Annotated in this window: 19 protein-coding genes and 1 pseudogene; 10 read left to right on the forward strand and 10 right to left on the reverse strand. The window is 65.7% G+C overall.

The window, feature by feature from the left end; all coding sequences use genetic code 11:
- The first annotated feature begins 19 nt into the window (after window positions 1-19).
- From ACCQ06_RS04835 to ACCQ06_RS04850, 4 genes are all read left to right on the forward strand, one after another.
- Window positions 20-2,014 (forward strand): esterase/lipase family protein, encoded by a 1,995-nt coding sequence (locus tag ACCQ06_RS04835; protein ID WP_316692502.1) that lies wholly within the window; start codon window positions 20-22, stop codon window positions 2,012-2,014.
- A gap of 360 nt (window positions 2,015-2,374) precedes the next feature.
- Window positions 2,375-3,580, forward strand: a complete 1,206-nt coding sequence (locus tag ACCQ06_RS04840) for an OmpA family protein (protein ID WP_481103660.1) — start codon at window positions 2,375-2,377, stop codon at window positions 3,578-3,580.
- A gap of 573 nt (window positions 3,581-4,153) precedes the next feature.
- Window positions 4,154-6,928, forward strand: coding sequence for a TonB-dependent receptor (locus ACCQ06_RS04845; RefSeq protein ID WP_316690547.1), 2,775 nt, complete (start codon window positions 4,154-4,156; stop codon window positions 6,926-6,928).
- Window positions 6,918-8,447, forward strand: a complete 1,530-nt coding sequence (locus tag ACCQ06_RS04850) for a histidine-type phosphatase (RefSeq protein ID WP_372365156.1) — start codon at window positions 6,918-6,920, stop codon at window positions 8,445-8,447. The genes ACCQ06_RS04845 and ACCQ06_RS04850 overlap by 11 nt, the downstream gene beginning before the upstream one ends.
- Before the next feature lie 375 nt (window positions 8,448-8,822).
- Here ACCQ06_RS04850 and metK read toward each other — a convergent pair whose 3' ends face one another.
- The gene (gene metK / locus ACCQ06_RS04855; RefSeq protein ID WP_104614888.1) at window positions 8,823-10,034 is read right to left on the reverse strand and encodes a methionine adenosyltransferase; all 1,212 of its coding nucleotides are present in this window, start codon (window positions 10,032-10,034) and stop codon (window positions 8,823-8,825) included.
- A gap of 357 nt (window positions 10,035-10,391) precedes the next feature.
- Window positions 10,392-10,877, reverse strand: a complete 486-nt coding sequence (locus tag ACCQ06_RS04860; protein WP_316690552.1) for an OsmC family protein — start codon at window positions 10,875-10,877, stop codon at window positions 10,392-10,394.
- Window positions 10,878-11,354: 477 nt separating this feature from the next.
- Between ACCQ06_RS04860 and ACCQ06_RS04865 the strand changes: the two genes are divergently transcribed.
- Window positions 11,355-12,455 carry a metal-dependent hydrolase gene (locus ACCQ06_RS04865; protein WP_316690556.1) on the forward strand — a complete coding sequence of 367 codons (1,101 nt, stop codon included), beginning with the start codon at window positions 11,355-11,357 and terminating at the stop codon, window positions 12,453-12,455.
- 216 nt (window positions 12,456-12,671) lie between these two features.
- Here the strand turns inward: ACCQ06_RS04865 and dusB are convergent, their stop codons facing one another.
- The 4 genes from dusB to ACCQ06_RS04885 all read right to left on the reverse strand — a co-directional run bounded on the left by dusB (window position 12,672) and on the right by ACCQ06_RS04885 (window position 16,858).
- A complete protein-coding gene (dusB, locus tag ACCQ06_RS04870) occupies window positions 12,672-13,670 on the reverse strand; it encodes a tRNA dihydrouridine synthase DusB (protein ID WP_316690558.1) in 999 nt (332 codons plus the stop codon).
- A gap of 148 nt (window positions 13,671-13,818) precedes the next feature.
- Window positions 13,819-14,421 carry a DUF4893 domain-containing protein gene (locus ACCQ06_RS04875; RefSeq protein WP_316690560.1) on the reverse strand — a complete coding sequence of 201 codons (603 nt, stop codon included), beginning with the start codon at window positions 14,419-14,421 and terminating at the stop codon, window positions 13,819-13,821.
- Window positions 14,422-14,525: 104 nt separating this feature from the next.
- Complete coding sequence (locus ACCQ06_RS04880) at window positions 14,526-15,479, reverse strand: ribokinase (RefSeq protein ID WP_228324389.1); 954 nt, start codon at window positions 15,477-15,479, stop codon at window positions 14,526-14,528.
- An 80-nt stretch (window positions 15,480-15,559) separates the two neighbouring features.
- Entirely contained in the window at window positions 15,560-16,858 is a 1,299-nt protein-coding gene (locus ACCQ06_RS04885) for a NupC/NupG family nucleoside CNT transporter (RefSeq protein ID WP_316690562.1), read from the reverse strand.
- A gap of 169 nt (window positions 16,859-17,027) precedes the next feature.
- Here ACCQ06_RS04885 and ACCQ06_RS04890 point away from each other — a divergent pair, with 169 nt between their 5' ends.
- The 5 genes from ACCQ06_RS04890 (at window position 17,028) to ACCQ06_RS04910 (ending at window position 22,429) form a co-directional block, all read left to right on the forward strand.
- Window positions 17,028-17,996, forward strand: a complete 969-nt coding sequence (locus ACCQ06_RS04890) for a potassium channel beta subunit family protein (RefSeq protein WP_228324387.1) — start codon at window positions 17,028-17,030, stop codon at window positions 17,994-17,996.
- A 100-nt stretch (window positions 17,997-18,096) separates the two neighbouring features.
- On the forward strand, window positions 18,097-18,336 hold the full coding sequence (gene hemP, locus ACCQ06_RS04895; protein ID WP_228324430.1) for a hemin uptake protein HemP: 240 nt from the start codon (window positions 18,097-18,099) through the stop codon (window positions 18,334-18,336).
- Window positions 18,337-18,609: 273 nt separating this feature from the next.
- On the forward strand, window positions 18,610-20,841 hold the full coding sequence (locus ACCQ06_RS04900) for a TonB-dependent hemoglobin/transferrin/lactoferrin family receptor (protein WP_104614897.1): 2,232 nt from the start codon (window positions 18,610-18,612) through the stop codon (window positions 20,839-20,841).
- Between the two features lie 5 nt (window positions 20,842-20,846).
- Entirely contained in the window at window positions 20,847-21,458 is a 612-nt protein-coding gene (locus tag ACCQ06_RS04905) for a Hemin transport protein (protein WP_316690567.1), read from the forward strand.
- A gap of 35 nt (window positions 21,459-21,493) precedes the next feature.
- The gene (locus ACCQ06_RS04910; protein WP_316690569.1) at window positions 21,494-22,429 is read left to right on the forward strand and encodes a DUF6607 family protein; all 936 of its coding nucleotides are present in this window, start codon (window positions 21,494-21,496) and stop codon (window positions 22,427-22,429) included.
- Window positions 22,430-22,522: 93 nt separating this feature from the next.
- Here ACCQ06_RS04910 and ACCQ06_RS04915 read toward each other — a convergent pair.
- The 4 genes and pseudogenes from ACCQ06_RS04915 to ACCQ06_RS04930 all read right to left on the reverse strand — a co-directional run.
- Window positions 22,523-22,638: pseudogene (locus ACCQ06_RS04915) on the reverse strand (DMT family protein); the annotation flags it as partial.
- Window positions 22,639-22,752: 114 nt separating this feature from the next.
- Window positions 22,753-23,103 carry a DMT family protein gene (locus ACCQ06_RS04920; RefSeq protein WP_104614992.1) on the reverse strand — a complete coding sequence of 117 codons (351 nt, stop codon included), beginning with the start codon at window positions 23,101-23,103 and terminating at the stop codon, window positions 22,753-22,755.
- 175 nt (window positions 23,104-23,278) lie between these two features.
- Window positions 23,279-24,163, reverse strand: a complete 885-nt coding sequence (locus ACCQ06_RS04925; RefSeq protein ID WP_316690572.1) for an ABC transporter permease — start codon at window positions 24,161-24,163, stop codon at window positions 23,279-23,281.
- Complete coding sequence (locus ACCQ06_RS04930) at window positions 24,160-24,993, reverse strand: ABC transporter ATP-binding protein (RefSeq protein ID WP_104614901.1); 834 nt, start codon at window positions 24,991-24,993, stop codon at window positions 24,160-24,162. Before ACCQ06_RS04930 ends, ACCQ06_RS04925 begins: the two co-directional genes overlap by 4 nt.
- Window positions 24,994-24,996: the final 3 nt, after the last annotated feature.

Raw genomic sequence — 24,996 nt, forward strand, 5'->3', positions numbered from 1 at the left:
GCGTCTGCGTCGCGCCGCCATGGGGTTGGCGGCGCTCCTCGCGTGTACGTGGCTGAGCGGCTGCGCGATGGTCACGGTGCAATCGCGCAACAGCGGCGACTACATCGCGCAGACGCGTGGCGATGTGCTCAGCACCGGCGCGCTCAGTCAGGCCGGCAGCGAGACCTTGCAGGTGGCCGGGCTGCAACCCAAGGCCTGCCGCACGCAGCCGCTGCCTTGCGTGCAGCAGCTCACGAATGTGGCGGGTATCGGCGATGAGCGCCGCCTTGCCACGCAAGCCGAATTGTGGACCGCGCACGCGATCGACCTGAGCGGCCGCCACCCGGCGCAGATGAGCGACGCAGCGATGCAGGCCTGGCTGGAAGCCGCGCGCCACGCCTATGCCTATCTGTTCTTTACTGCGCGTGCGCCGAGCGCGCGCGCATTCGAAAACCGCCAGACGCAGGTGCGCGACTACTACAACTACGCCGTGCAACAGGTGGTCGAGCGTTTGTTTGCGCGCGCCCAGCAGGCCGGCGACACCGTGCCCACACCGACGCAGGTGGGCCGTTGGCAGGTGGCCGTCGATATGTCCGCGTACCGGTTGCCCGGTGGCGGCAATACGCCGCGTGCGATCTTTGCCGCTTCGGCGCTGCGCTTCAATGGATTGCGTAGCACCTACCGACGCGATGGCTTCGGTGCCGAACTGGTGGCCGAAGTGGACCCCCAGGTCGTCGGCGACCCGGCCGGGCTGGCCTTGCAGCAAGCAGCCGCTGCAAGTGCGCCGCCCGAACGCCCCATGCCGACCTTCAGCGAGATGCCGTATGCACCGGCAACGCTGCTGTTGCGCTTCGATGGCGACACCCTGGATGCAGTGCTGCGGACCGATGCGGTGACCGTGGTGCCGTACGACCCGTATCGCCAGAATGAAGTGGTGTTGCATGGTCAGCATGTACCGCTGGCGGCCAACTTCACCGCTGCCTACGGGCTGTGGCTGGCCAAGTCGGGCTTCGCGGCGCAATCGCTGCGCTCGATGCTGGGCAGCGCGCGCGGCATCGACCGCCCGCATCTGTATCTGATGCAGCCCTACGACCCCAATCGCCGCGTGCTGCTGATGCTGCACGGGCTGGCCAGCAGCCCGGAGGCGTGGGTCAACGTGGCCAATGAAGTGATGGGCGATGAAACCCTGCGTCAGCGCTATCAGATCTGGCAGGTGTATTACCCGACCAACGCACCGATTGCGGTCAATCGTGCGGAAATCCAGGCATTGGTGGAGCGCAGCCTGCGCCACTTCGACCCGTCCGGCACCGCGATCGCCTCGCAGGACATGGTGTTGATCGGCCACAGCATGGGCGGGGTGATCGGGCGCCTGTTGGTGTCTGCGTCCGGCGACCAGCTGTGGAACGCACTGCTGCAGGACTATCGGCTGGAAGGCGAGCGCGGCGCACGGGTGCGCGCGAAATTGTCGCCATTGCTGCATTTTTCGCCAATGCCGCAGATCGACCGCGCCATCTTCATCGCTGCACCGCATCGCGGCACGCCACTGGCCGAGGGTGGGCTTGGACGCTTCCTCGGCCGCCTGGTGCGGCTGCCGGTTGCCTTGCTGGATCACTTCGGCGATGTGCTGCAGGATCTGGCCAACAGCGAGCGTGCGGAGCACGGCGGCGAGCACCGGCACAAGGGGCGCCTGCTGCCGCCCACCAGCATCGACAACCTGCGCGATACCGACCCGTTCGTGCGCGCCACGATGGATCTGCCGATCTCGCCACAGGTGCGGTACCACACCATCATCGGCCGCGAAAAACCGCAGGTGCCGCTGGCCGAGTCCGACGATGGACTGGTGCCCTATCGCAGCGCGCATCTGGACGGCGCTGCGTCCGAATTGGTGGTGACTTCCTGGCACAGCGTGCAGGAAACCCCGCAGGCGATTCTGGAGATTCGCCGCATCCTGCATGCGCAATTGCAGGCCGAGGCCGGCGAGGCGCCTGCGCAGGTTTCATCGTCCGTGCCTGCGGCGACACCTGCGATGTTGTAAGGCTGCGACACGCGTGATCGCTGCACGTTGCGGGTAGTCGCCGATAAACGCAGTGGAGCAGCAGTGCAGATGCGCGCGCCGTGCCTGGTGACGGGCGCGACGGACGCAACTGACGCTTGATGGTTGCGGCCCGCCTTGCATCCAGCAGATAGCCCGCTGACAACATCCTTGTGTCGTCGCTCGTCGCGCTGCCGTGCCACTGCCCGGTCGGTCTCTCTTCGGTGGCGCAGCAATCGTGCGCAAGCACTCGCCGTTGGCGCCGCCGCTACCTCGGCAAGCGTCCGTACCAGCCTTGGCGTCTTGTTGACCGTGCTCGTGCTATCAGGCACGTCTCGTACAGGTTCGAACAAGGAAGCGGCGATGCGCAAGCTGTCGGCAGTGCTGTGGGTGCCCCTGTTATTGGTCGGTTGCGGCCGTGCCGAAGGTCCGAAGGATGCAGCCGCTGCTGCCGATCCTGCGCCAGCGGCAGCTCAGTCGACGCAGGCCAAGAGCGCGCCGGATGCGCCGGCAGCAGCGGATGACAGCGTGCCGGAGTTTCCGGCCATCCCCACCATCGTCATCCCCGAGATCGTCGGCGTGACTCCGGCGCAACGCGCGCTGGAGGCTTCGCTGCAGGACATCCTCGACCCGATCGAAGGCATCAGCGTCGCACCTGCGCGCTGCGGCGATGGCGGCACGCTGATCAACGATGCCGGCATCACCAGCGTCGACGCCAACGGCAACCTGCTGCGCAACGGCGACGGCGGCCTGTTCAACCTCAAGGCCGACGGCAGTGGTACCGCCAACTTCGATGGCGGACTGGTCAATGTCAATGCCGATGGCAGCGGCACCATCAACGCGTCCGGGCAGGGTGGCGACGACGCCCTCATCGACGTGCAGTCCAACGGCGGCGGCACCTACAACGGCCCGGCCGGCTTGATCAGCTTGAATGGCAAGGGCGCAGGCACCTGGAACAGCGACAAGAGCGGCCTGATCGACAATCACGGCGATGGCAGCGGTACCTGGAATGGCCCGCGTGGCCTGGTCACCATCAACGCCGATGGCTCCGGCACCTGGAACGGACCGGATGGTCTGGTGCAGAACCGCGGCGACGGCACCGGCACGGTCGGCACCCCGCCGCGCGAAGTGCGCATGCCGCCGCTGCCGAAAGTACCGCCGGCCGGCCGCTTTCCGCCGCTGCAAAAGTTCGCCCCGCCCGGCGCAGCGTGCGGCTATCTGATCACCTTGAACGACCGCATCCTGTTCGACTTCGACAAGTCCGATATCCGGCCCGATGCCGCGCGCGTGCTCGACACGCTGGCCGCCGCGCTCGGCAAGGTGACGACCCAAGAGATGGAAGTGCGCGGGCACACCGATGCCAAGGGCGATGACGCCTACAACCAGGCGCTGTCCGAGCGCCGGGCCAATGCGGTACTGGCCGCGTTGCGCACGCGCGGCGCCGCACAGGGCGCCGGCGCAAAGGGCTATGGCGAATCGCAACCGGTGGCGCCCAACACCGTCAACGGGCAGGACAATCCTGGGGGGCGTCAGCTCAATCGGCGGGTCGAAATCTTCTTACGCTCGTGAATGAGGCTTGCAGCATCAGGTAAGCGATATCGGCTAGGCGTGCGCGTTGCATCGGCATCGGCATCGGCATCGGCCACTCGATGCTGGTTTCGCGCACTGCCGCGCAGGGTGGTCGTAACGTCATCGTCGTGTCGGCCGCGACCCAGCACGTGACGTGATCGCTTTTGCCCACAGACACCTTCAACCGCGTTTCGGGCGCTGTCTGCAAACACGGCAGGCGCCTTGCTGCGCCAGGCGTCGCTGACAATTCATGACGCCTCGGCAGCATGCGCTGTCATGTCGCGTTTTACGAAGATGGCTGTGCACCCGCGCCAGTAGCCGTATGCGCATGCCGGCAGCGATCCGCGCTTCCATACGCCAGCGACTATGCCGACTTGCGCGCTTGCTGCGCGCATTTGTCATGTCTGTAGCGTGCGTCATGGTTTTGAAATATGCCGTCACCACCATGCGCGGCGCCTGCTTGCAGGTGTGACGCAGGTCCGCTGCCACAGGCCACGTCGCTCTCTCACACATCGTGGCGCCGCCGCTGTGGCTTGAGTCCATGGCGCGTTGCTGCACCCATCGGATTTGATCATGATCGCTCGTTGTTCGTTGCTGCGTCCTTCGCGCTTGTCGCAGGCCTTGTGCGTGTCGTTGTCGATTTTTTGCGGCCATGCTGCCGCGCAATCCGCACAGGCTGCCGCAACCCCTGCGCAAGGCGAAATGGCCACGTTGGACAAGGTCACCGTCGCCGCCACCCGTTACAACGCGACCGACATGCAGATGGCCGCAACCAACACCGTCAATGTGTTGTCCGCCGACGATCTCAAGACCACGGCGGTGCACAACGTGGCCGAAGCATTGGGTCTGATGCCGGGCGTCAATGTGATCAACACCGGGCAGTCGTATTTCGGCGGCATCGATGGCGCGGCGCGTGGCGAAGGCATGTTTTCATCGGTGCGCGGTCTCAATGCCGAATACAACGTCAACCTGATCAATGGCATCAACGTGGCACAGGGCATGCCGTATAGCCGTGGCGTGCAATTGAGTCTGTTGCCGCCATCGGGGCTGCAGACCATCGTGTTGAACAAGACCTCCACCGCCGACATGGATGGCGATGCGATCGGCGGCACCATCGACTACCGCACGCCCAGCGCCTTCGACTCGTCCGATCGCCAGGGCGGCAGCGTGACCCTGAGCGGACGCATGGAAAGCCGCGCACGCGATTACGGCGATTCCGGACTGGGAAGCGGTGCCGCCGGCGATTGGCATGCACGTTTTGGCGATGCCGGGCAGTTCGGTGTAGCGGTCAGCGCGTATTACGACGAACGTCATTTCGTCAACAGCGAAGTGGCCGGCGCCTCGGCGGCGCGCAACGATGGGTCCTGGGAATTCGCGCGTGCCGATGCCAGCGGCAATCTGGCCGCAGGGAGCGACCCGCAGCAGGTGCTGCAGAGCACGGGCATCAACATCGGGTATTCGCAAGGCGACACCCGCCGCTACGGTGGCAATGCCGCCTTCGATTGGCGTGTGGACCCCAGCCTGCATCTGTATGCGCGCATGACCTACGCCTTCGCCAAGACCGAGCAGAACACCGGGTACACGCAGTTCGTGCCGGCCAATGTCAGCTTCACCCAGATCGGCACCAGTGGTGTGTATCAGCCGCAGATCAATCGCGTCGCAGTGCGCTACTGGTACGAAACCAACCCGGAAGAAGCAGACCTTGCCACCATCCAGCTGGGTGCGGAAAAACAGCTGGGGCATTGGACGTTCGCGCCGAACATCTTCTACGGCACCGGCAACAACGATCGCCCGGATCACGTGGAAATTTCCGCACGCAACGATCAATACAGCTCGACCAACTTCGCCTACGGCGCCAACCGCTTCATCAGTTACGACGGCGACGGCTTCCCGATCCCGTTGCTGACCCCGGCGATGCAGGCGCAGGCGTCCGATGTGGGAAGCCTGTTCGCGCGCCGCACCGGTCAACTTTCCAAACAGTACAGCGGCCAGGACAAGGGCGGCGGCAAGTTCGATGTGGGCTACGATTTCGATGACGGCCTGCTCAGCCGCATCGCCTTCGGCGTGAAGTATGTCGACAGCTCGCGCAGCTTCACCGATCGCGACTGGACCAATGCCAAGTACACCGACGGCACCTTGTTGCGCGACACCGGGTTGATCGCGCAGCGCTACGATGCGGTGTATCCGGGGCAATACGCACTGCCCACGGTGCGCTTGAGCAACGCCGCGCTCAACGACCTGATCGCACGCACGCTGACGCCGGCCAGCTTCGATAGTTGCGGGCAGCTGGCGGTCAACAACCTCAACTGCAACACCATGCGCGCCACCGAGGCAGTCAGCGCAGCCTATGCGATGGCGACACTGCGTACCGGCGATTGGGAAATCCTGCCGGGGGTGCGCTTCGAACATACCGCAATCACCAATACGTTCTGGGCGCAGCCGGCGGCCGTCAACGGGGCCGAGCAGGTCGGCGCATTCGCCAACAACCACACGCGTTACAACGTGGTCTTGCCGAGCGTGTTCGTGAACTACCGGCCCGCGGGCGACAGCGCGGTGTATCGCGGCTCGGTGTGGACCAGTTACACCCGTCCAGCGTTCGTGCAGCTGGGCGGTGGCCGCTCCACGGATATTTCAAGCGACGGCCAGACCATCATCACCGAAGGCAACCCGGATCTGAAACCGATCAAGTCGCTCAACGTGGATCTGTCCGGCGAATGGCAGAACGACGCGGGCGGCCATGCGATGCTGGCAGGCTATTACAAGCGCCTGATCGACTACATCTACGAGAGCGGTTCCAACGCGGCCAATGCCGGCGAAAGCGGCAGTGCCAGCACCCGCTTCGTGCGTCCGCAAAACGGCGGCGACGGCCGCGTGCTGGGCATGGAAGCCGCCGTGCGGCAGACCTTCCAGGGCTTGCCCGCACCGCTGGATGGCGTCGGCATCGGCGCCAATGTCACCCGCCAGACCACGCGCGTGGATCTGGGCGAAGCAGGCTTTGCGCACGAACGCATCCAGAATGCACCGAACCTGCTCGCCAACGCCGAAGTCTTCTACGAAAAGGGGCCGTGGTCGGTCAATCTGAGCTACCACTACTCTGGCGAATACGTGTCGGTATACGACTATCTCAACCAGGGCGCGCGCTGGGACAACCTGTGGATCAAGCCGATCACCCGCGTGGACCTGCATCTGGGCTACGCGCCGAGCGATCACCTGCGCGTGGATCTGTCGGTTGCCAACCTCACCAAGCAGCACAGTTATTGGGCGCATGTGGGGCACGACACCACGGCGATTTCCGACATCGTCGATTCGGGTATGACCAGCCTGGTGACCGCCAAATATGTGTTCTGAGTCTGATCGTGCAGGGTGGTGCGTATCGGCGGCTGTGCAGCGGCACGAGAACGTCGCTGCGGGACAGATCGACAGCGCCAAGCAGGGCGCATTGCGCTGCGTGACGTTGGCTGGCGACACGGCGCCGCCAATGTCTGCGCCATCTGGACAGGCCGGAGGCGATGCGATGGGGATCGCGTCGCCTCCGCAGCGCGCAGCGCAGGGGCCGCGTCGCGGTCGCGCGCCTGCGATCACAGGTGTCTGCTTGTTGCTGGCGCTTGCGGCAGGGTTGGGTGGCTGCGCATCGCCGTCGCTTAGCGCATCGCCAGGGAGTGCGCCTGATCGATCGCAGACTGGCGTCCACGGCCACGCTAGCGCCGCAGATCGGCAGAGCGAGCAGCTGGAACGCATGGTCGTAGTGTTCCGCCACGGCGTGCGTGCGCCGCTGCAAGGCGAAGCGGCCGCGGCGCAGTATGCCGACCAACGCTGGCCGCAGTGGTCCACCCCGGCCAGCCTGCTCACCCCGCGCGGGCGCAAGGCCGTGCGATTGAGCGGCGCGTATCTGCGTCAATGGTTGACGCAGCAGGCCCTGCTGCCGCGCACGGGATGCCCAGCGCCAGGGAGTGTGTCGGTCTGGGCCAATACCGATCAGCGCACCATCGACAGCGGTGCCTTGCTGGCCGATGCACTGGCGCCCGGCTGCGGCATCGTCGCCGGGCATCGCGAGGCGGGCAGCAACGACCCGTTGTTCCGGCCGATCGAAGCCGGCGCGGTGCCATTCGATGCGGCAGCCGCAGTGGCATCGATCCAGCAGCAGACCGGCGGCCCTGCGGCAGTGATGCACGGCCATGCGGCCGAGTTGCAGGCGATGCAGCAGATCCTGGGCTGCACGCGCACGCCCTGCGACTTTGCGCGCATGCCGTCCACGCTGGCGCCATCGGCCAATGGGCGTGGACTAGCCCTAGGCGGGCCGATCGATCTGACCTCCGGCACCGGCGAGGTGCTGTTGCTGCAGTACGCCGACGGCCTGCCGCTGTCGCAGGTCGGCTGGGGCCGCGCCACCCCCGAACGCCTGGCGCAGGTCTCGCGCCTGCACGCGCTGCTGTTCGATATCTACGCGCGCCCGCACTACATGGCCCAGCGCTCCGGCGCCCCGCTGGCACGCGAAGTGCTGCAACGCTTTGATGATGCGCGCGCGCCCACGCTGTCGCTGTTTGTCGGCAGCGACACGCATATCGCCGCGCTGAGCAGTCTGCTCGGCGTGCACTTCCATCTGCCCGGCTATGGCGCCGACGACCCACCACCGGGCGGTGCGTTGCTGCTCGGCCTGTGGCGGCAACCCGACGGAACGCGCGTGGTGCGTGCCCGCTACCTGGCGCAATCGCTGGATCAACTGCGCACCCTGGCACCGCTGGACCTGGCACACCCACCGCTGCAACAGGAGCTGACCCTGGATGTCTGCGCCTCCGAACAGCGCATGGCATGCCCGTTGCCGGCGTTTGCAAAGGCGCTGGAGCAACAGCTGAAGCTGGATCCGTAGGTGCGGTAGTGCGACGTCTGCTTGAAGCGCGTCTTCCTGCCTGAAGCAACCGATGCCGCACAGGAGGTCTTCGCCTCGCACCCTCACCCCAACCCCTCTCCCGCAGGAAGAGGGGCTTTGATCCCTTCTCCCCTCGGGAGAAGGTGCCCCGGAGGGGCGGATGAGGGGACGTGCGCAGCCTCATGAACGTGCAGCGCGGCTTCGCTCAGTACCCTCAACCCAACCCTTCTCCCGGGGGGAGAAGATCTTTGAATCCTCTCTCCCTCCGGGAGACGGCCCCCGCATGGGCGGATGCTGGCGCCAGGCGTTAAAACGCAATGGGCCGCGTCAGCGGCCCATTGCGACACACACTCAAGCTCCGAAGCGCTTGGCGGCTTACTTCAGCTTCGCATCGGCGCGCAGGGCGTCGGCGCGGTCGGTCTTTTCCCACGAGAACGAGGTGGCGGAATGCTGCACGCCGGCACCGTCGGTGTAGGTGAAGTCCTTCGGCTTGCGGCCGAAGTGGCCGTAAGACGCGGTCTGCTGGTACATCGGGTGGATCAGGTCGAGCATCTGGAGGATGCCGAACGGACGCAGGTCGAAGTGCTTGCGGATCAGCTTTTCGATCTGCTCGTCGGCGATCTTGCCGGTGCCGAAGGTGGTGACCGAAATCGAGGTCGGCTCGGCCACGCCGATGGCGTAGGAGACCTGCACTTCGCAACGGTCGGCCAGACCGGCGGCCACCACGTTCTTGGCCACATAGCGTGCGGCATAAGCAGCCGAGCGGTCGACCTTGGACGGATCCTTGCCCGAGAACGCGCCGCCACCGTGACGGGCCCAGCCGCCGTAGGTGTCGACGATGATCTTGCGACCGGTCAGGCCGCAATCGCCCACCGGGCCACCGATCACGAACTTGCCGGTCGGGTTGATGTGGAACTTGGTGCCCTTGTGCAGCCACTTGGCCGGCAGCACCGGCTTGAGGATTTCCTCGCGCACCGCTTCGATCAGGTCTTTCTGCTTGACGCCCGGGTCGTGCTGGGTCGACAGCACCACTGCGTCGATCGCAGTCGCCACGCCGTCTTCATAGCGCAGGGTGACCTGCGACTTGGCATCCGGACGCAGCCAGGACAGCGCCGAGTTCTTCTTCTTGCGGATCTTGGCCTGCTGCTCGACCAGACGGTGTGCCAGGTGGATCGCCGCCGGCATGTAGCTGTCGGTCTCGTTGGTGGCATAGCCGAACATCAGGCCCTGGTCGCCAGCACCCTGTTCTTCGGGCTTCTTGCGGTCCACGCCCTGGTTGATGTCCGGCGACTGCTTGCCGATCAGGTTGAGCACGCCACAGGTCTCGCCGTCGAAGCCGACGTCGGAGCTGTTGTAGCCGATGTCCAGGATCACCTTGCGGGTCAGCGCTTCCAGGTCGATCCAGGCGCTGGTGGTCACTTCGCCGGCAACGATCGCAACACCGGTCTTGACCATGGTCTCGCAGGCCACGCGGGCACGCTTGTCCTGGGCCAGGATGGCGTCGAGCACGGCGTCGGAGATCTGGTCGGCGATCTTGTCCGGATGGCCTTCGGAGACCGATTCGGAGGTGAACAGGTAGCTGGACATCAGGCTTATATCCCTTAATTCGGATGAAAAGATGGCTGCGGATGATACACGCCCCGTGTGTCCGTTGCATTGTGCGCCTGAACGCGATGCCGTGGGGTTAAGCGCGACCGACAAAACGCCCCGGCAGCCGGCAGTGAGGTGTCTGCATCGCGCAAAGGCGGCAATGCGCGAGCCAGGCATGCCGATCCCCGCCGGCCAGTGCCGACCCTGCGACGGCACGGCGTGCAATGGGGGCGTCTGCCACTGCACGAGCTGCTCGAACATCTGGCCGGCACCGGTGTCGCGCTGCAAACGCTGTGGTCGGCGTTGGGCATCTACCCTCGACAGGAACCGCTACAGCCTTGAGCAACCCACCGCTCAGGTCGATTCGGCCAATTGCAGCTGGGGTTCGTGGCCGACCGGGAAATTCATCGAGCGGGCGATGAAGCACTTTTCATGCGCGGTGTGGTGCAGCGCCCTGGCTTGATCGAGGTCGCTGCCCGGCGCCAGGGTCACCAACGGGCGCAGCACCACCGAGGTGAATTGCCCGGCGCCATCGGCCTGCTCCAGCATGGCGCCTTCGGCATTGTCCTCGTAGGCCTGCACGATGATGCCGGCACCGGCGCACAACCCCAGATACCAGAGCTTGTGGCAGGCCGACAGCGAGGCGACCAGGAGGTCTTCGGGGTTCCAGCGTGCCGGGTCGCCGCGAAAGCCCGGGTCTGACGAGCCGTCGATCACACTAGCCTTGCCCTTGGCCTCGATACGGTGGTCGCGGCTGTAGGCGCGATACCCCGAGGTGCCGCTGCCCTGGTTGCCGGTCCAGGTGACCTTCACGCGGTACTGGTGCTGTTTGTCTGGCATTGCCGCACTCCTTGCCTGAGCGCGCACAGTGCGGCCTGCAACCCTGGCTGACAAGGGACTCGACCGCCTCGGCCTCCGCCCGGGGGCGGCACTTCCCAACGGTGGACCATCCGCGCCAGGTCCTTGTTGCGCAGGCTGCTGTCGCGCTGGCCGTTACGCCGAGACAGCTCTTTGTCGGTCTGCTCCAGGTTGCAGGAGGGGCACTTGCGCGGCGTCGCCATGCAGCAGGTCGAGGGACTTGTTACGCATCTGCCGCGACAGATGCGTAGCGTTCCCCACACACGGCGCCCGCTCGTCAAGGCCGCGCTCGCGCCCGTCAATCCGCTGCAGCTGCGCAGCGTGCCGGCTGCTGCGATGCGATGCTGGTCGCCCCGGCGCGCATCTTCGATGCAGGCCCGCGCAGAGGCAGCTGTGTGCCGACTGAAAGCGCGTTGGGCGATGCCGATCCGTGCATGTCGGGCCTGCTAGCATCGGGCGATGGATTCCCTGACCCAGATCGTTCTTGGTGGCGCGATCGCCGCCGCCATCGCGCCGCCCGGACAGCGGCGCGCTGCCTTATTGGCTGGCGCGGCCCTTGGCACCTTGCCCGACCTCGATGCGCTGGCGTTGCTGTCGCTGACCGACGATCCGGTCACCCTGATGACCGTGCATCGCAGCGTGAGCCATTCGCTGTTCGTGCTGCCGCTGCTCGGCTGGCTGATCTGGTGGCTGTTCCGGCGCTACGGCAACGGGCGCGTGGCCAGCGCACCCACGCGCTGGTTCTGGGCGATCCAGCTGGCCTTGATCACCCATCCGCTGCTGGACGCCTTCACCGTGTACGGCACCCAGCTGTGGTGGCCGCTGCAGCCGCATCCGACCATGTGGTCGAGCGTCTTCATCATCGACCCGGCCTACACGCTATGGCTGCTGCTGGCTTGCGCCGTCGCCTGGTTCGCGCGTGCGCGTCCATTTGCACAGCACGTGCTGGTGATCGGGCTGGTGGCAAGTTCGGCCTATCTGGGCTGGTCGTTGATCGCCAAGCATCTGGTCGATCAGGAAGCCGACCGCGCGCTGGCGGCGATGGGGCTGGCCGACGCACCACGCTTCTCGGTACCGATGCCGCTTAACACCTTGCTATGGCGGGTGGTGGCGATGACGCCCAATGGCTATGTGATCGGCGAGCGTTCGCTGGTGGCCGACACCGGACCGATGCAGTTCCGTGGTTTTTCCAGCAATACCCATGCACTGGGCGAAGTAGCGGCATTCGATTCGGTGCGCCGGCTGACCTGGTTCAATCGCGGCTTCATGCGTGCGCGCCTGGTCGACGACGATTTGATGCTCAGCGATCTGCGCATGGGCCTGGAGCCGGACTACAACTTCAACTTCGTGGTCGCGCACCGCGACGGCGGGCAATGGCAGCCCATCGTTCCGCGCCAGGTCCAGGCGGCCTATCGCGCACCGGTGGCGCGCGATCAAATCGGTGCGGTGCTGGCGCAGATGTGGCACCGCATCTGGCATGCACCGGCCGGCACGGCGCTGACCGGCGATCTGGAGCAGGTGGACACGCCGGTGGCTACGCCGGCAGCGTCGACGCAATAAGAGTCGCTCACAAAACGACTGTGCAGCCGGCAGGCGGGCGCTGCATGTGCCCGGTGCGTATGTGGCGCTCCTAGGATTCCGGGTGAGCGCGCTGCCCACACCCAGCTGACGCCTGCGCGCCAGGTGGGTTAGCCACGTCACGCCATGGCGCGCAGCGGATGGCAGCACGCGGCGCACGCATCGCGCAGGCACGCGTTCGAACGCAGCCGGGACTCCTCAGGCGGCGTTCGGCAGCGGCGGCGCGACGCCGGCAATCAAGGCGTCGAAGTAATCGCGGGTCAGCGCCAGCTGCGCTTCGGGCGTTTCGGCGCGATTGACCACGGCGCGGAAGTCGGCGCTTTGCGGGTGATCCTTGGCGTACCAGCCCAGATGCTTGCGCGCGATGCGCACGCCCTGCGGTTGGCCGTAAAACGCGTGCAGCGCGTGTAGATGGTCGAGCAGGGTGTCGCGCACGAAGGCCAGCGTCGGCGCCGGCAACAGCGTGCCGGTGGCCAGGTAATGCGCCACCTCGCCGAAGATCCATGGCCGCCCCTGCGCGGCGCGGCCGATCATCACCGCATCCACGCCTGTCTCGCGCAGCACTTGCGCCGCCTTCTGCGGCGAATCGATATCGCCGTTGGCGATCACCGGGATCTGCAGCGCGGCCTTGATCTGCGCAATCGTCGCGTACTCGGCGCTGCCGGTGTAATGCTGGTCGCGGGTGCGCCCGTGCACCGCCAGCGCAGCGATGCCGCACTCCTGCGCGATGCGTGCGATGGTCGGGCCGTTGCGATGGTCGCAATCCCAGCCGGTGCGGATCTTCAGCGTCACCGGCACATCCACCGCCTGCACCACCGCGCGCAAAATCCGCGCCACCAACGCCTCGTCGCGCATCAACGCCGAGCCGGCCCAGGCATTGCAGACCTTCTTGGCCGGGCATCCCATATTGATGTCGATCAGCTGCGCGCCATGGTCCACGTTGTAGCGCGCCGCCTCGGCCAGCTGCTGCGGCTCGGTACCGGCGATCTGCACGCTGATCGGGTCCGGCTCGCCGGCATGGTCCATGCGGTGCAGCGACTTGCGCGTGCCCCAGAAGCGCGGATCGGAGATGGTCATCTCCGACACCGCCAGTCCGGCGCCCAGCCGCTTGCATAACAGCCGGAACGGCTTGTCGGTAACGCCCGCCATCGGGGCGAGGATCACCTTGGGGGCGATGGTGTAAGGGCCGATCTGCATGTGCGCATTGTCGCCGCGGTTGCCGCTGCTGCCAACTCGAGCGCTGCCGGAGGACGCATGCAGTAGCGAACGCGGACCCTGGACTGCAGCAAGCCAGCGCATGCGCCCGCCGGATCGCGCGGACGCGGCCGGGCCGAAGATTCCAGGATCAGCGGATCAGCTGATACAGCTCGAAGCCCTTGGCGCCGCCGTCCAGGATCAGCAGCAGTTCGTCCGGCCCCAGTGCGACCAGCCGGCCGACGCTGTTGCCGTTGGTGCCGTCGGAAATATTGCCTGGCGCGTAGCGGCCTTCCGGTTCGTCGTTGACCGTGCTGGCACCAAGGAATGCGAACTCGCGACTGTCCTTGGCCAGCGGATACAGCGTGCCGCTGCGGCGCTGCGAGCCGCTGACCTTGCTGAAGCGATAGCCGCAGGCATCGCGGCTGATCTCGGCCTTGAAATACGGGTAGGCATAGGCGAACCGCTGGTCGACCTTGATCGAGCGCACCTTCCAGCGGCCGTCCAGCTTGCCCGGCAGCTGCGGCGACTGCGCACGCTGCAGCAGCGTGCGCGCCAGCGCGGCGCCGTCTTCCTGCTCGGCATCGTCGTAGTGCGGTGCGATCGCCTGTTGCAGGCTGTCTGCAGACATGGTCACCGCTGCGCGGTCGGCACCGCTGGCAGCGCCGTTCCAGTCGCAGCGCTGTGCAGCGGCCGCCAGCGGGACAAGCAGGGCGCACAGTGCAACCAACGGGATCAGGGAACAACGACGCATCGAACACTCCTTGTCGTGATGCAGGCCCGTCACGGTGACGGGCGGTCAGGTGTGGCGGGGTGGGGCGAGTGAACGCAAACCGATGCCACCATCGGCGCAGGCGGTTAGCCGGCGTCCGGCAGCAACCGCGGCATCGATGCAGCGGCGCCTTCCACTTCGGTGGAGCGCGCCGCGTAGCGGGTGGCAAAACGCACGTGGGTGATGAAGCTCGCACCCGGCGACTGCGCCAGCGAGGCCACCAGCGCGCCGTTGAAGGCGTCGCCGGCACCGGTGGTGTCCACCGTCTGCGCACTTTCTGCGCCCACGCGGTAATGCGCGGCGCTATCGCCGCGCAGCTGTTCTTCGGCGTGCGAGATGAAGGCGCCGACCGCGCCCAGCGTCACCACCACGGTGCCGCCCGGCAGCAGCTTGCGGCACAGCGAATGCAGCGTGTTGCCATCCAATGCGGCCACATCGTCGGCGTTGATACGCTCGCCGACGTGGCGGCCGAGCAGGGCGGCGAATTCGGTTTCGTTCGGGGTCAGCACATCCGCCAGCTTGAGCAGGCTGATCGAGGTCGGTGCATTGGCCGGGGCGGCGTTGAGCACGGTCAGTACACCGCATTCGTGAGCCAGGGCCAGCGCCGATTCGATGGTTTCCGCCGGCGATTCCAGCTGCGCCAGCAGCACGCGTGCCGAGGCGACCAGCGCGCGCTGGTTCTTGACGAACCCGGTGCTCAGCACCGAGTTGGCGCCGGCGCCGATCACGATGGTGTTGCGGCCGTGACCATCGACATAGATGCCGCCGGTGCCGGTGGGTTCATTGCTCGGTTCGGCGATCAGCGTGAAGCCGTCGTGCGCGGCCAGCGCGCGCGCCAGCGCGCCGCCTGCATCGTCGCCCAGCGCGCACAAAAAATGCGTCTTGGCGCCAGCACGTGTGGCCGCAACCGCCTGATTGAACCCCTTGCCACCCGGGCCGGTGCTGTAGCGGCCGGCGATGGTGGCACCCGGCGCCGGCAGCACATCGCAGCGCCACACGTGATCGACATTGAAAGACCCGACAACGACGACCGAACTCATAAATACCTGCTTGCGTGAATGACTCGAATGAAACGTGGCGTCCGGCGATTAGACCGTGACACCGATGAACCCGCGCCGCCTCAACCGAAGTGCGAGAGCACGCCGGCAATGGTAGCGGTCATGAAGGTGGCGATCGAACCGCCGAGCACCGCACGCAGGCCGAATTTGGCCAGATCGTGACGACGTTCCGGCGCCAGCCCGCCAATGCCCCCGATCTGGATCGCGATCGAGCTGAAGTTGGCAAAGCCGCACAGGGCATAGGTTGCAATCAGGCGGCCTTCGGCGCTCAGACCCACGCCAGGCACTTCGCCCTTCACGATCCGCGACAGCTCGCTGTAGGCAACAAACTCGTTGATCACCACTTTCTGGCCGATCAGCGACCCGACCGTGGTGGCATCCACCCACGGCGTGCCGATCACCCAGGCGATCGGCGCCAGCACGTAACCGAAGATCGTCGACAGGTTGGTCGGCCGGCCCAGCGCTGCAGCGGCGCCAGTCACCTCGCCCAGCCAGGTCAGCGGTGCGTTGATCAAGGCGATCAGCGCAATGAAGGCCAGCAGCATCGCGCCGATGTTCAGCGCCAGGCGCAAGCCATCGCCGGCGCCTGCCGCGGCCGCATCGATGATGTTGCTGGTGGTTTTTTCCACTTCCATCTTGACCGTGCCGCGGGTCAGCGGCGTGCCGGTTTCCGGCACCAGCAGCTTGGCGACCACCAGAGTGGCCGGCGCGGCCATGATGCTGGCGGCCAGCAGATGCTTGGCGTAAAACGCCTGCTGCGCAGGATCGCTGCCGCCGAGCATGCCCACGTATGCGGCCAGCACCCCGCCGGCGATATGCGCCATGCCGCCGATCATCATCGTCAGCAATTCGGACTGGGTCATCTTGGGGATATACGGGCGCACCGTCAGCGGCGCCTCGGTCTGGCCGATGAAGACGCTGGCGCACACGCTGGTGGTTTCTGCGCCAGACACGCGCATCACCTTGGTGATCGCCCAGGCCATCGCACGCACCACCACCTGCATCACGCCCAGGTGGTACAGCACGCCCATCAGCGCGGAGAAAAAGATGATGGTGGGCAGCACCTGAAACGCGAAAATAAAACCGTAGCTTTCGATGTTCATCAGGCTGCCGAAAATGAAGGTGGAGCCTTCATTGACGAAGCTCAGCACCTTCACAAAGCCCTTGCCTAGCGAGTCGAACACGTCGCGCCCGCCCGGGACCAGCAGCACCAGCGAGGCGAACGAGATCTGCAGCAACAGGCCGGTGCCGACCAGCTTCCAGTCGATCGCGCGGCGGTTGGTCGAAAACAGCCAGGTGATGCCGATGAGCACCGCCAGACCGAACAGGCCGAAACCGATCCTTCCCAAACCTTCGACCATTCCATTCCCCGGGCTGCTAACGGCAAAACGATGAAGCCTAGAGCAGGGGGTGTCGGCGGGCAAGGCGAGCGGCATTCAGAAGGCCGTCACAGGCTTGCGCAGGCGCCCGGCCCGGTAAACTGCGCAAACCGGTCCGGGGCAGGTGCCCTGGAGGTCGCAGGAGATCGCCATGCTTTACCGTCGTCTGGGTTCCACCGGGCTGCAATTGTCGGCCGTGTCGTTCGGGGCCTGGGTGACCTTCGGTAAGCAGATCGGGCGCGGCGAGGCGCGCAACCTGATCGCCGCTGCTTGGGACAACGGCATCAATTTTTTCGACAACGCCGAGGTCTACGCACGCGGCCGCGCCGAAGAGGTAATGGGCGATGTGATCGGCGATCTGCGTCTGCCGCGCGATGGCTACTGCGTGTCGAGCAAAGTGTTCTTCGGTGCGGTGGACAGCCCGCGCCCGACCCAGCGCGGGCTCTCGCGCAAGCACGTCACCGACGCCTGCCATGCGGCGCTCAAGCGCTTGCGCGTGGACTATCTGGATCTGTATTTCTGCCACCGGCCCGATCCGGACACGCCGATCCAGGAAACCGTGCGCGCGATGGACGCGCTGATTCGCCAGGGCAAGGTGCTGTACTGGGGCACCTCCGAGTGGAGCGCCGAGCAGTTGCGTGCGGCCATCGCGATCGCCGAGCAGGAACACCTGCATGCGCCGGCGATGGAGCAGCCGCAGTACAACCTGCTGCATCGGCAGCGGCTGGAGCGCGAGTACGCGCCACTGTGCGAGGCCGGGCTGGGGACCACCATCTGGTCGCCGCTGGCGTCGGGCTTGTTGACCGGCAAATACAACGGCGGCGTGGAGGCCGACAGCCGCCTGGGCCAGCCGGAAAATGCCTGGCTGCAGGACGAAGTGCTGGGCACGCCCGAATCGCGCCGTCTCGAGCGGGCCCGCGCGTTTTGTGAGGTGGCTGCCGAGCTCGGGCAGTCCCCGGCACGGCTGGCCATCGCCTGGTGCCTGCGCAACCCGCACGTGTCCACGGTGATCCTGGGCGCAAGCCGGGTCTCTCAGTTGGAAGAAAATCTCGGTGCGCTGGACACATTGGCGCAGGTGGATGCGGCGGGCTGGGAGCGAGTAGACGCAGCGACGCGCTGAGTCGTGCAGCAGAAACGATTGGTTGCGTCAATCGATAACTGTGAAGCGATGCAAAGATCGAGCGATCCAAATGAGAATGGCTCTTGATCATTAAATGAGAATGGTTATTATTTGTCTGGCCAACCGACTGGAGAACCCGATCATGACCGCTCATCCCGTGCTGCTCCGCTCCGAACCGGTCAACCTGCGCGACCGCGCCGTGCCGCGTGTTGTGCCTGCCGAAGACCTCATCAGCAGCCAGGCGCTGCTCAAGGGGCGCCGCGAAGTGCTGATCCAGCATGGCGACCGCGTCTATCGCCTGCGCCATACCAGCAACGACAAGCTCATTTTGACCAAGTAAGTCGCGCCGAGCCGATGCGGGCGACCCGATGCGGGTCGTCCGGCAGCGGCCTTGAGGCAGACGCGCCGCGCAACTGCTCCAATCGCGCCACGCAGTGATTGCGTTTTCGCAGCCGATGTTGCGCTGCGCAGTGCGGCCGTGCCGACCGGCAGCCGCACACTACGATCGATGTGGGCATGCCGCCGCTGCCCACCGCCGACCTCTCCACCCCCGGTTGCCGCATGCGGCATGCCGCAGCGTGCGCTGCCGGGGTTCTCCCGCAAAGGTTCCTAGATGATTCGCCTGCATCCGCTGGTGGTCGCGCTCTCGCTTGCGCTGCCTGCTGTTCCGTTGTGTGCCTATGCTGCCGACTCGGACGCCGGCGGCGATGCTGCGCGTGAGGTGCACGACTTCGATCGCCTGCAGGTCACCGCCACGCGTACCCAGCGCGCACTGATCGATGTGCCGGGCACGGTGGATGTGATCGACCGCGAACAACTGGATAACCAGCTGGTGCGCGAGCTCAAGGATTTGTTCCGCTACACGCCCGGGGTGTCGGTGACCAGCAACAGCGGCCGCTTTGCCGGCGCCAGCGGCATCCGCATTCGTGGGCTGGATGGCAACCGCGTCGCGATCCTGGTGGACAACGTGCCGGTGTCGGACACCTTCGCCTTCGGCAGCTATCTCAATGCCAACCGCAATTTTGTCGACCTCGAAACGCTCAAGCGGGTGGAGGTCGTCCGTGGGCCGGCCAGCTCGCTGTACGGCTCCGATGCGCTGGGTGGCGTGGTGGCGTTTGTGACCAAGGACCCGTCGGATTATCTGAGCGCCGACAAGCGCAGCTATGTCGGGCTGAAGTTCGGTTACGAAGGCGACTGGAATGGCTTGTTTGCCGGTGCGACCGCCGCATTCGGCGGCGAGCGCTGGAGCGGCATGGTCGCCGTGGCGCATCGCCAGGGCCAGGAAGCGCAAAACCAGGGCGATAACCGGAGCCGCGACTTCACGCGTACTGCGGCCAATCCGCAGACCATCGACGGGCGCAGCGTGCTGGCCAAACTGGTCTACGCACCGAACGCGCAGCAACGTTTCAAGCTCACCGTCGAAGGCAACGAGGACTATGGCAGCATCGAAGCGCTGAGCGGCATCGACCCGCGTGTGACCACGCCATCGCTGCGCATCCTGTCGCAGGACGGCCGCGATCATCAGACCCGTGCGCGGGTGTCGCTGCGGCATGAGCTGGATGCATTGGACACGGCGCTGGCCGACGATCTGCAATGGCAGCTCTATCGCCAGGACAGCGAGAGCCTGCAACGCACCGATGAATTACGTGGCAACAATACGCGCCGCCACAACGAACACACTTTCGACCAGCGCGTGTACGGGTTGTTGGTCAATGCGCACAAGCGCATCGAAACCGTGGCGCTGACCCACGACATCACCTACGGCCTGGACGGCACCTGGACCGACACGCGCGCCAAGCGCGACGGGTATTCGGTGAATTTGGCCAATGGCGCGGTCAGCAGCCGCGTTGGCCAGGACGTGTTTCCGGTGCGCGATTTCCCCAAGAGCGAAACCACCAAGCTCGGTCTGTATGCGCAGGACGAAATCGATCTGCTGGATGGCAGGTTGTCGCTGACCCCAGGCGTGCGCGTGGATTATTTCCGTCTGGCGCCGCAGCTGGACGACATCTTCCGCGAAGACAATCCCGGCGTGGCGGTGGCCACCATCGACCAGACGCAGGTGTCGCCGAAATTCGGCGCGGTGTGGCGGTTCTCGCCAGCCTGGTCGGCGTATGCCAACTATGCGCACGGCTTTCGCGCGCCGCCGTACAACGACGTCAATATCGGCTTTACCAATCTGCAGGCGCGCTACACCGCCATCGCCAACCCGGAGTTGAAATCGGAGACCAGTCGCGGCGGCGAGCTGGGGCTGCGCTTCAACGATGCCGTCGGCTATCTGGGGGTGAGCGTGTACTATACCGACTACCGCAACTTCATCGAATCGTACGCACCAGCCGGCACCAACGCGGAGGGTTTACTGCTGTTCCAGTCGCGCAATGTCGACGATGTGGTGATCAAGGGCGCCGAAGCGCGCGGCGGGCTGGATCTGGGCGCGCTGGCCGGCTGGCAAGGCTGGTCGTTGAACAGCGCGGTGGCCTATTCGCAAGGCGACAACCTCACCGACGACACACCACTGAATTCGGTCGACCCGTTGCGCGGCACGCTGGGCGTCGCCTTCGACAGCGATGGCTGGGGTGCGGAATTGATCGGCACCGTTGTCGCACGCAAGCGCCGCCCGCAGCTGGACAGCTATTACACGCCGGCCGGCTACGCCACGCTGGATGTGATGGGCCATTGGGAATTCGCACCCGGCGCCAAGGTCACTGCAGGCATTTTCAATCTGGCCGACCGCCGCTACGTGGACTGGAATGCGCTGCCCAACGGCACGTTGGCCAGCAGCACGGTGCTGGATCGGTTTACCGGCGCCGGACGCACCGCGTCGGTCAGCTTGGCCGTGAGTTGGTAGCCGCCATGCCTATCCCCCGCTCACAGCCGTTGTCCTCGGGTGCAGGTGCCAGCCGCGCGGCATTGCCGCGCGTACCGCAGTTGTCGGCGCTGGGCACGGTGCTGTGTTTGTATCGTCCAGCGCTGGGCAATGAACTCGATGGCTGGCAGCACGCCGTCGATGCCGCCGTCTCGCGCCAGGTGGACAGCGATGGCGTGCGCGAAAGCATCTGGTTTTTCGATGCCGACGGCCAATGCTGCTGGCGGCTGTATCTGTTGCCGGACAGCGATTTTTTGAGTTGGGATCGTCTGGTCTCGCGCTTGCCGCCACTGCCGACGGAAACGCACGGCCTGGGTGTCGGCGAACGCTTATGGCATCGGCTGGCCGGACGCCTGCGCGGTGAGAGCTGGCGCTTGAGCGCGCTGCGCCTGCAGTCCACTGCCAACCGCCAGCAGCCGCTGGTTGCCAGCCTTGCGACCGTGTCTGCGCTGGGCGCCGAGGTTGCCGCGCGCCTGGCCCGCGAAGAAGGCATCGACGGGCGTGTGGCAGCGGACGATTGCTGCTGCGCACGCGCTGCCGCCTCGCGCGGTACCGATCCCACCGAGATGACCACGTCGCTGCTGCGACTGCGCCGCTGACGTTCCCACGACCACGACCACGACCGAGAGTTCCGATGAGCCGACTGTTCGCGTATTTTCCTGCAGCGATGCTGAGCCTGTTACCGGTGGTCGCCACTGCGGCCGCAGAGCCCGATCGCGATCGCGATCGCCAGAGCATCCTGGCGATGCAGGGCGAATACGCGGTGGATTTCGCCTTCGACGAAACCGTGTTGCTCAAGCCCGGTTACGAGCGCGCGTCGGCGATGCGCAGCGCTGCCAACGAGGTGGTGATTGTGGTGGAAGACACGCCACGCAAGATCGTGCTGCAGCACCTGCTGGTGGACGAGAAGACCAAGCATGTGACCAAGCACTGGCGGCAGGATTGGGTCTACGAAGTGCCGCAGCGTTTCGAATTCAGCTCCGATCAGACCTGGCAGGTGCGCGCTGTGTCGGCGACGACGACTGCAGGTGCATGGACGCAATGCGTGTTCGAGGTGAGCGATGCGCCGCGTTATTGCGGCACCGGGCGCTGGGACTACGCCGACGGTCACCCCACCTGGACCAGCGACCTGAGTTGGCGTCCGTTGCCGCGCCGCGAATACACCAAGCGCAGCGACTACAACGCGCTGTCGGTGATCAATCGCCATACGCTCACGCCCAGCGGTTGGACGCACGAACAGTTCAACACCAAGGTGGTGCGCAATCCCGATGGAAGCCAGCAGGCCATCGCGCGCGAGTTCGGCTTCAACGATTACCGCAAGACCACCGAGGTCGACTTTGCGCCGGCCTACGCCTACTGGAAAGCCACGCAAGGCTACTGGGCCAAGGTGCGCTCGCGCTGGGCCACCTTCCTCGACACCCCACCAGGCCTGCATCTGAAAACCAAGCCCGATGGCATGGCGATGATCATGCCGATTTTCGAACAGGCCGACACCGTGCAGAAGGGCAAGCCGGTCAAGGACGCGCAACTCGACGCGGTCTTCGCGCAGTGGGTGGAGCCTGCGAACTAACCACCGGCTCTCGTAGGAGCGCACCCGGGCGCGACGCGGCCTTCCCGGTAACGCCCGTCGCGCCCGGGTACGCTCCTCCGGGCAAGACCGCGGTTATTCCTTGAACATCAAAAATGCCGCCACCAGGATCAGCCCGAATGCGGCCCAGTGATTCCACTTCAGCGACGTAAGGTCGAGAAGCCGGCAAACACCAGCAACCTGATCACCTCGTGTCGAACCGATGAATGACGCACAAGAACGTCGTAGGAGCGCATCCGGGCGCGACGCGGCCTTCCTGGTAATGCCCGTCGCGCCCAGGTGCGCTCCTACGGGCAAGGCAGACGTTATTCCTTGAACATCAAAAATGCCGCCACCAGGATCAGCCCGAATGCGGCCCAGTGATTCCACTTCAGCGACTGGCCCAGGTAGAAGGTCGAGAAGCCGGCGAACACCAGCAGCGTGATCACTTCCTGCATGCCCTTGAGCTGCGGCGCCGAATACACCGCGCTGCCCAGGCGATTGCCCGGCACCTGCAGGCAGTATTCGAAAAACGCGATGCCCCAGCTGACCAGGATCGCGATCATCAGCGGCGTGCTTTTGTACTTCAGATGCCCGTACCAGGCGAAGGTCATGAACACGTTGCTGGCGAGCAGCAGCAGGATTGGGTACAGGTACGCAGTGAAGGCGGTAGGCATGACGGCGGACGGCAGGAAAGGGGCCGGCAGCATAAGCCAGTGCCGTTAAGCGCACGCGACCGTTTCGATGCGCCGGGCGCAGGCTAAGGTGGTCGGAGGCCCGGGGGATACGCTGGTCTGCAACAGGGCCATGCAAAACGACTGACCTCACATCGCGGCTCCCACGCTCACCCTGCTAGCGCTGCATCCCCCAGCGGCGCACGGTGAGACGTTCGATGGCCTGGAACACCACGCCTTCCACCAGCAGGCCCAGTACGATCACCATGGCCAGGCCGGCGAATACCTTGTCGGTGTACAGCTCGTTGCGGTTCTGGAAGATGTACCAGCCCAGGCCGCCCTGGCCGGAGGTGGCGCCGAACACCAGTTCGGCCGCGATCAAGGTGCGCCAGGCGAACGCCCAGCCGATTTTCAACCCGGACAGGATCGCCGGCAGGGCCGCCGGGATCAGCAACTGCGCCACATAGCGTGGACCACGCAAGCCGTAGTTGCGGCCGGCCATGCGCAGGGTCTCGGGCACTGCCTGGAAGCCGGCGTAGGTGGTCAGCGCCAGCGGCCACAGCACCGAATGCACCAGCACGAACACCAGGCTACCGGTGCCCAGCCCGAACCACAGCAAGGCCAGCGGCAGCAGCGCGATGGCGGGCAGCGGGTTGAACATCGCCGTCAGCGTGCCGAGCACATCGCGGCCCCAGCGCGTGGAGGCGGCCAGGGCGGTGAGCACGAAGGCCAGCACCACGCCGAGCACATACCCCTGCGCCAGCACCTTTAGCGAGGCACCCACGCGGCGCAGCAATTCGCCCGACAGCAGCCCCTCAAAAAACGCGCGTGCGGTCTGCCATGCGCTGGGCAGCATCAGATCGTCGCCGACTACCCGCGCGGCGATTTCCCATACCGCCACCAGCACCGCCAGCACCAGCGCCTTGCGCAGCCATGGCGGCGCCTGCCAGCGCGCAGGCGCGGCCGTGGCGATCAGTGCGGGGTCCAGTGGCTGGACGGCCAGTTCGTACTCGGCGCGCACCGGCGGGAGTGGTGGCAGCCTGGCGGCAGGGCTGCGGCTCATGGCAGTGCCTCGCGTTGACGCATGGCCGGGCGACGCAACGGCGCCACCTTGTCGTTGTCGAGCGTGGCGTCGGGCAGGTCGAACAGCAAGCGGTGAATGCGCTGCGCGGTTTGCTGAAACGCCACGCTCCCGGCGCTGTGCGGCCCGAACGCGTGCGCGTTGAGTTCGGCGCGCACCTGGCCGGGATGCGGCGACAGCAGCAACACACGGTTGCCGACCACCAGCGCTTCCTCGATGGAGTGGGTGACAAACAACAGCGTGAAGCGCAATTGTTCCCACAGTTCCAGCACCTGCTCCTGCATGCGCGAGCGCGTCAGCGCGTCCAGCGCAGCGAATGGCTCGTCCATCAACAGCACCCGCGGGCGCATCGCCAGTGCGCGGGCAATGGCAACGCGTTGCTTCATGCCACCGGACAAGGTGTGCGGGTAGGCCTCGGCAAACGCGCTCAACCCGACCTGCGCCAGACTTTCGTCGGCACGCTCGCGCGCTTCGGCGCGGCTGAGCTTGCGCGCTGCGCGCAGGCCGAAGATCACGTTCTCGCGCACGGTCTTCCACGGTGCCAGTTGATCGAACTCCTGGAACACCACCACTCGATCCGGCCCTGGTCCGGTCACTGTGCGCCCGTCCAGACGGATCTGTCCTTCGCGCGGACTGACGAAGCCGGCCACCGCCTTGAGCAAGGTGGACTTGCCGCATCCCGACGGCCCAAGCAGCACAAAACGATCGGCTTCATGCACATCGAAGCGCACCCGATGCGTTGCGCGCACCACGCGCTGCGCGGATGCATATTCCAGGCTGACATGATCCACTTGCAGCAAGGGTGTGCTCATCGC

It is taken from the genome of Xanthomonas sp. NCPPB 4467 (genome assembly GCF_041475665.2).
GTDB classification, from domain to species: Bacteria; Pseudomonadota; Gammaproteobacteria; order Xanthomonadales; family Xanthomonadaceae; genus Xanthomonas; species Xanthomonas dyei.

Coding starts and splice junctions, on each gene's coding strand:
- ACCQ06_RS04835 (WP_316692502.1), top strand. CDS start 20: ATGGGGTTGGCGGCGCTCCTCGCGTGTACGTGGCTGAGCGGCTGCGCG.
- ACCQ06_RS04840 (WP_481103660.1), top strand. CDS start 2,375: ATGCGCAAGCTGTCGGCAGTGCTGTGGGTGCCCCTGTTATTGGTCGGT.
- ACCQ06_RS04845 (WP_316690547.1), top strand. CDS start 4,154: ATGATCGCTCGTTGTTCGTTGCTGCGTCCTTCGCGCTTGTCGCAGGCC.
- ACCQ06_RS04850 (WP_372365156.1), top strand. CDS start 6,918: ATGTGTTCTGAGTCTGATCGTGCAGGGTGGTGCGTATCGGCGGCTGTG.
- metK (WP_104614888.1), bottom strand. CDS start 10,034: ATGTCCAGCTACCTGTTCACCTCCGAATCGGTCTCCGAAGGCCATCCG.
- ACCQ06_RS04860 (WP_316690552.1), bottom strand. CDS start 10,877: ATGCCAGACAAACAGCACCAGTACCGCGTGAAGGTCACCTGGACCGGC.
- ACCQ06_RS04865 (WP_316690556.1), top strand. CDS start 11,355: ATGGATTCCCTGACCCAGATCGTTCTTGGTGGCGCGATCGCCGCCGCC.
- dusB (WP_316690558.1), bottom strand. CDS start 13,670: ATGCAGATCGGCCCTTACACCATCGCCCCCAAGGTGATCCTCGCCCCG.
- ACCQ06_RS04875 (WP_316690560.1), bottom strand. CDS start 14,421: ATGCGTCGTTGTTCCCTGATCCCGTTGGTTGCACTGTGCGCCCTGCTT.
- ACCQ06_RS04880 (WP_228324389.1), bottom strand. CDS start 15,479: ATGAGTTCGGTCGTCGTTGTCGGGTCTTTCAATGTCGATCACGTGTGG.
- ACCQ06_RS04885 (WP_316690562.1), bottom strand. CDS start 16,858: ATGGTCGAAGGTTTGGGAAGGATCGGTTTCGGCCTGTTCGGTCTGGCG.
- ACCQ06_RS04890 (WP_228324387.1), top strand. CDS start 17,028: ATGCTTTACCGTCGTCTGGGTTCCACCGGGCTGCAATTGTCGGCCGTG.
- hemP (WP_228324430.1), top strand. CDS start 18,097: ATGGTTATTATTTGTCTGGCCAACCGACTGGAGAACCCGATCATGACC.
- ACCQ06_RS04900 (WP_104614897.1), top strand. CDS start 18,610: ATGATTCGCCTGCATCCGCTGGTGGTCGCGCTCTCGCTTGCGCTGCCT.
- ACCQ06_RS04905 (WP_316690567.1), top strand. CDS start 20,847: ATGCCTATCCCCCGCTCACAGCCGTTGTCCTCGGGTGCAGGTGCCAGC.
- ACCQ06_RS04910 (WP_316690569.1), top strand. CDS start 21,494: ATGAGCCGACTGTTCGCGTATTTTCCTGCAGCGATGCTGAGCCTGTTA.
- ACCQ06_RS04920 (WP_104614992.1), bottom strand. CDS start 23,103: ATGCCTACCGCCTTCACTGCGTACCTGTACCCAATCCTGCTGCTGCTC.
- ACCQ06_RS04925 (WP_316690572.1), bottom strand. CDS start 24,163: ATGAGCCGCAGCCCTGCCGCCAGGCTGCCACCACTCCCGCCGGTGCGC.
- ACCQ06_RS04930 (WP_104614901.1), bottom strand. CDS start 24,993: ATGAGCACACCCTTGCTGCAAGTGGATCATGTCAGCCTGGAATATGCA.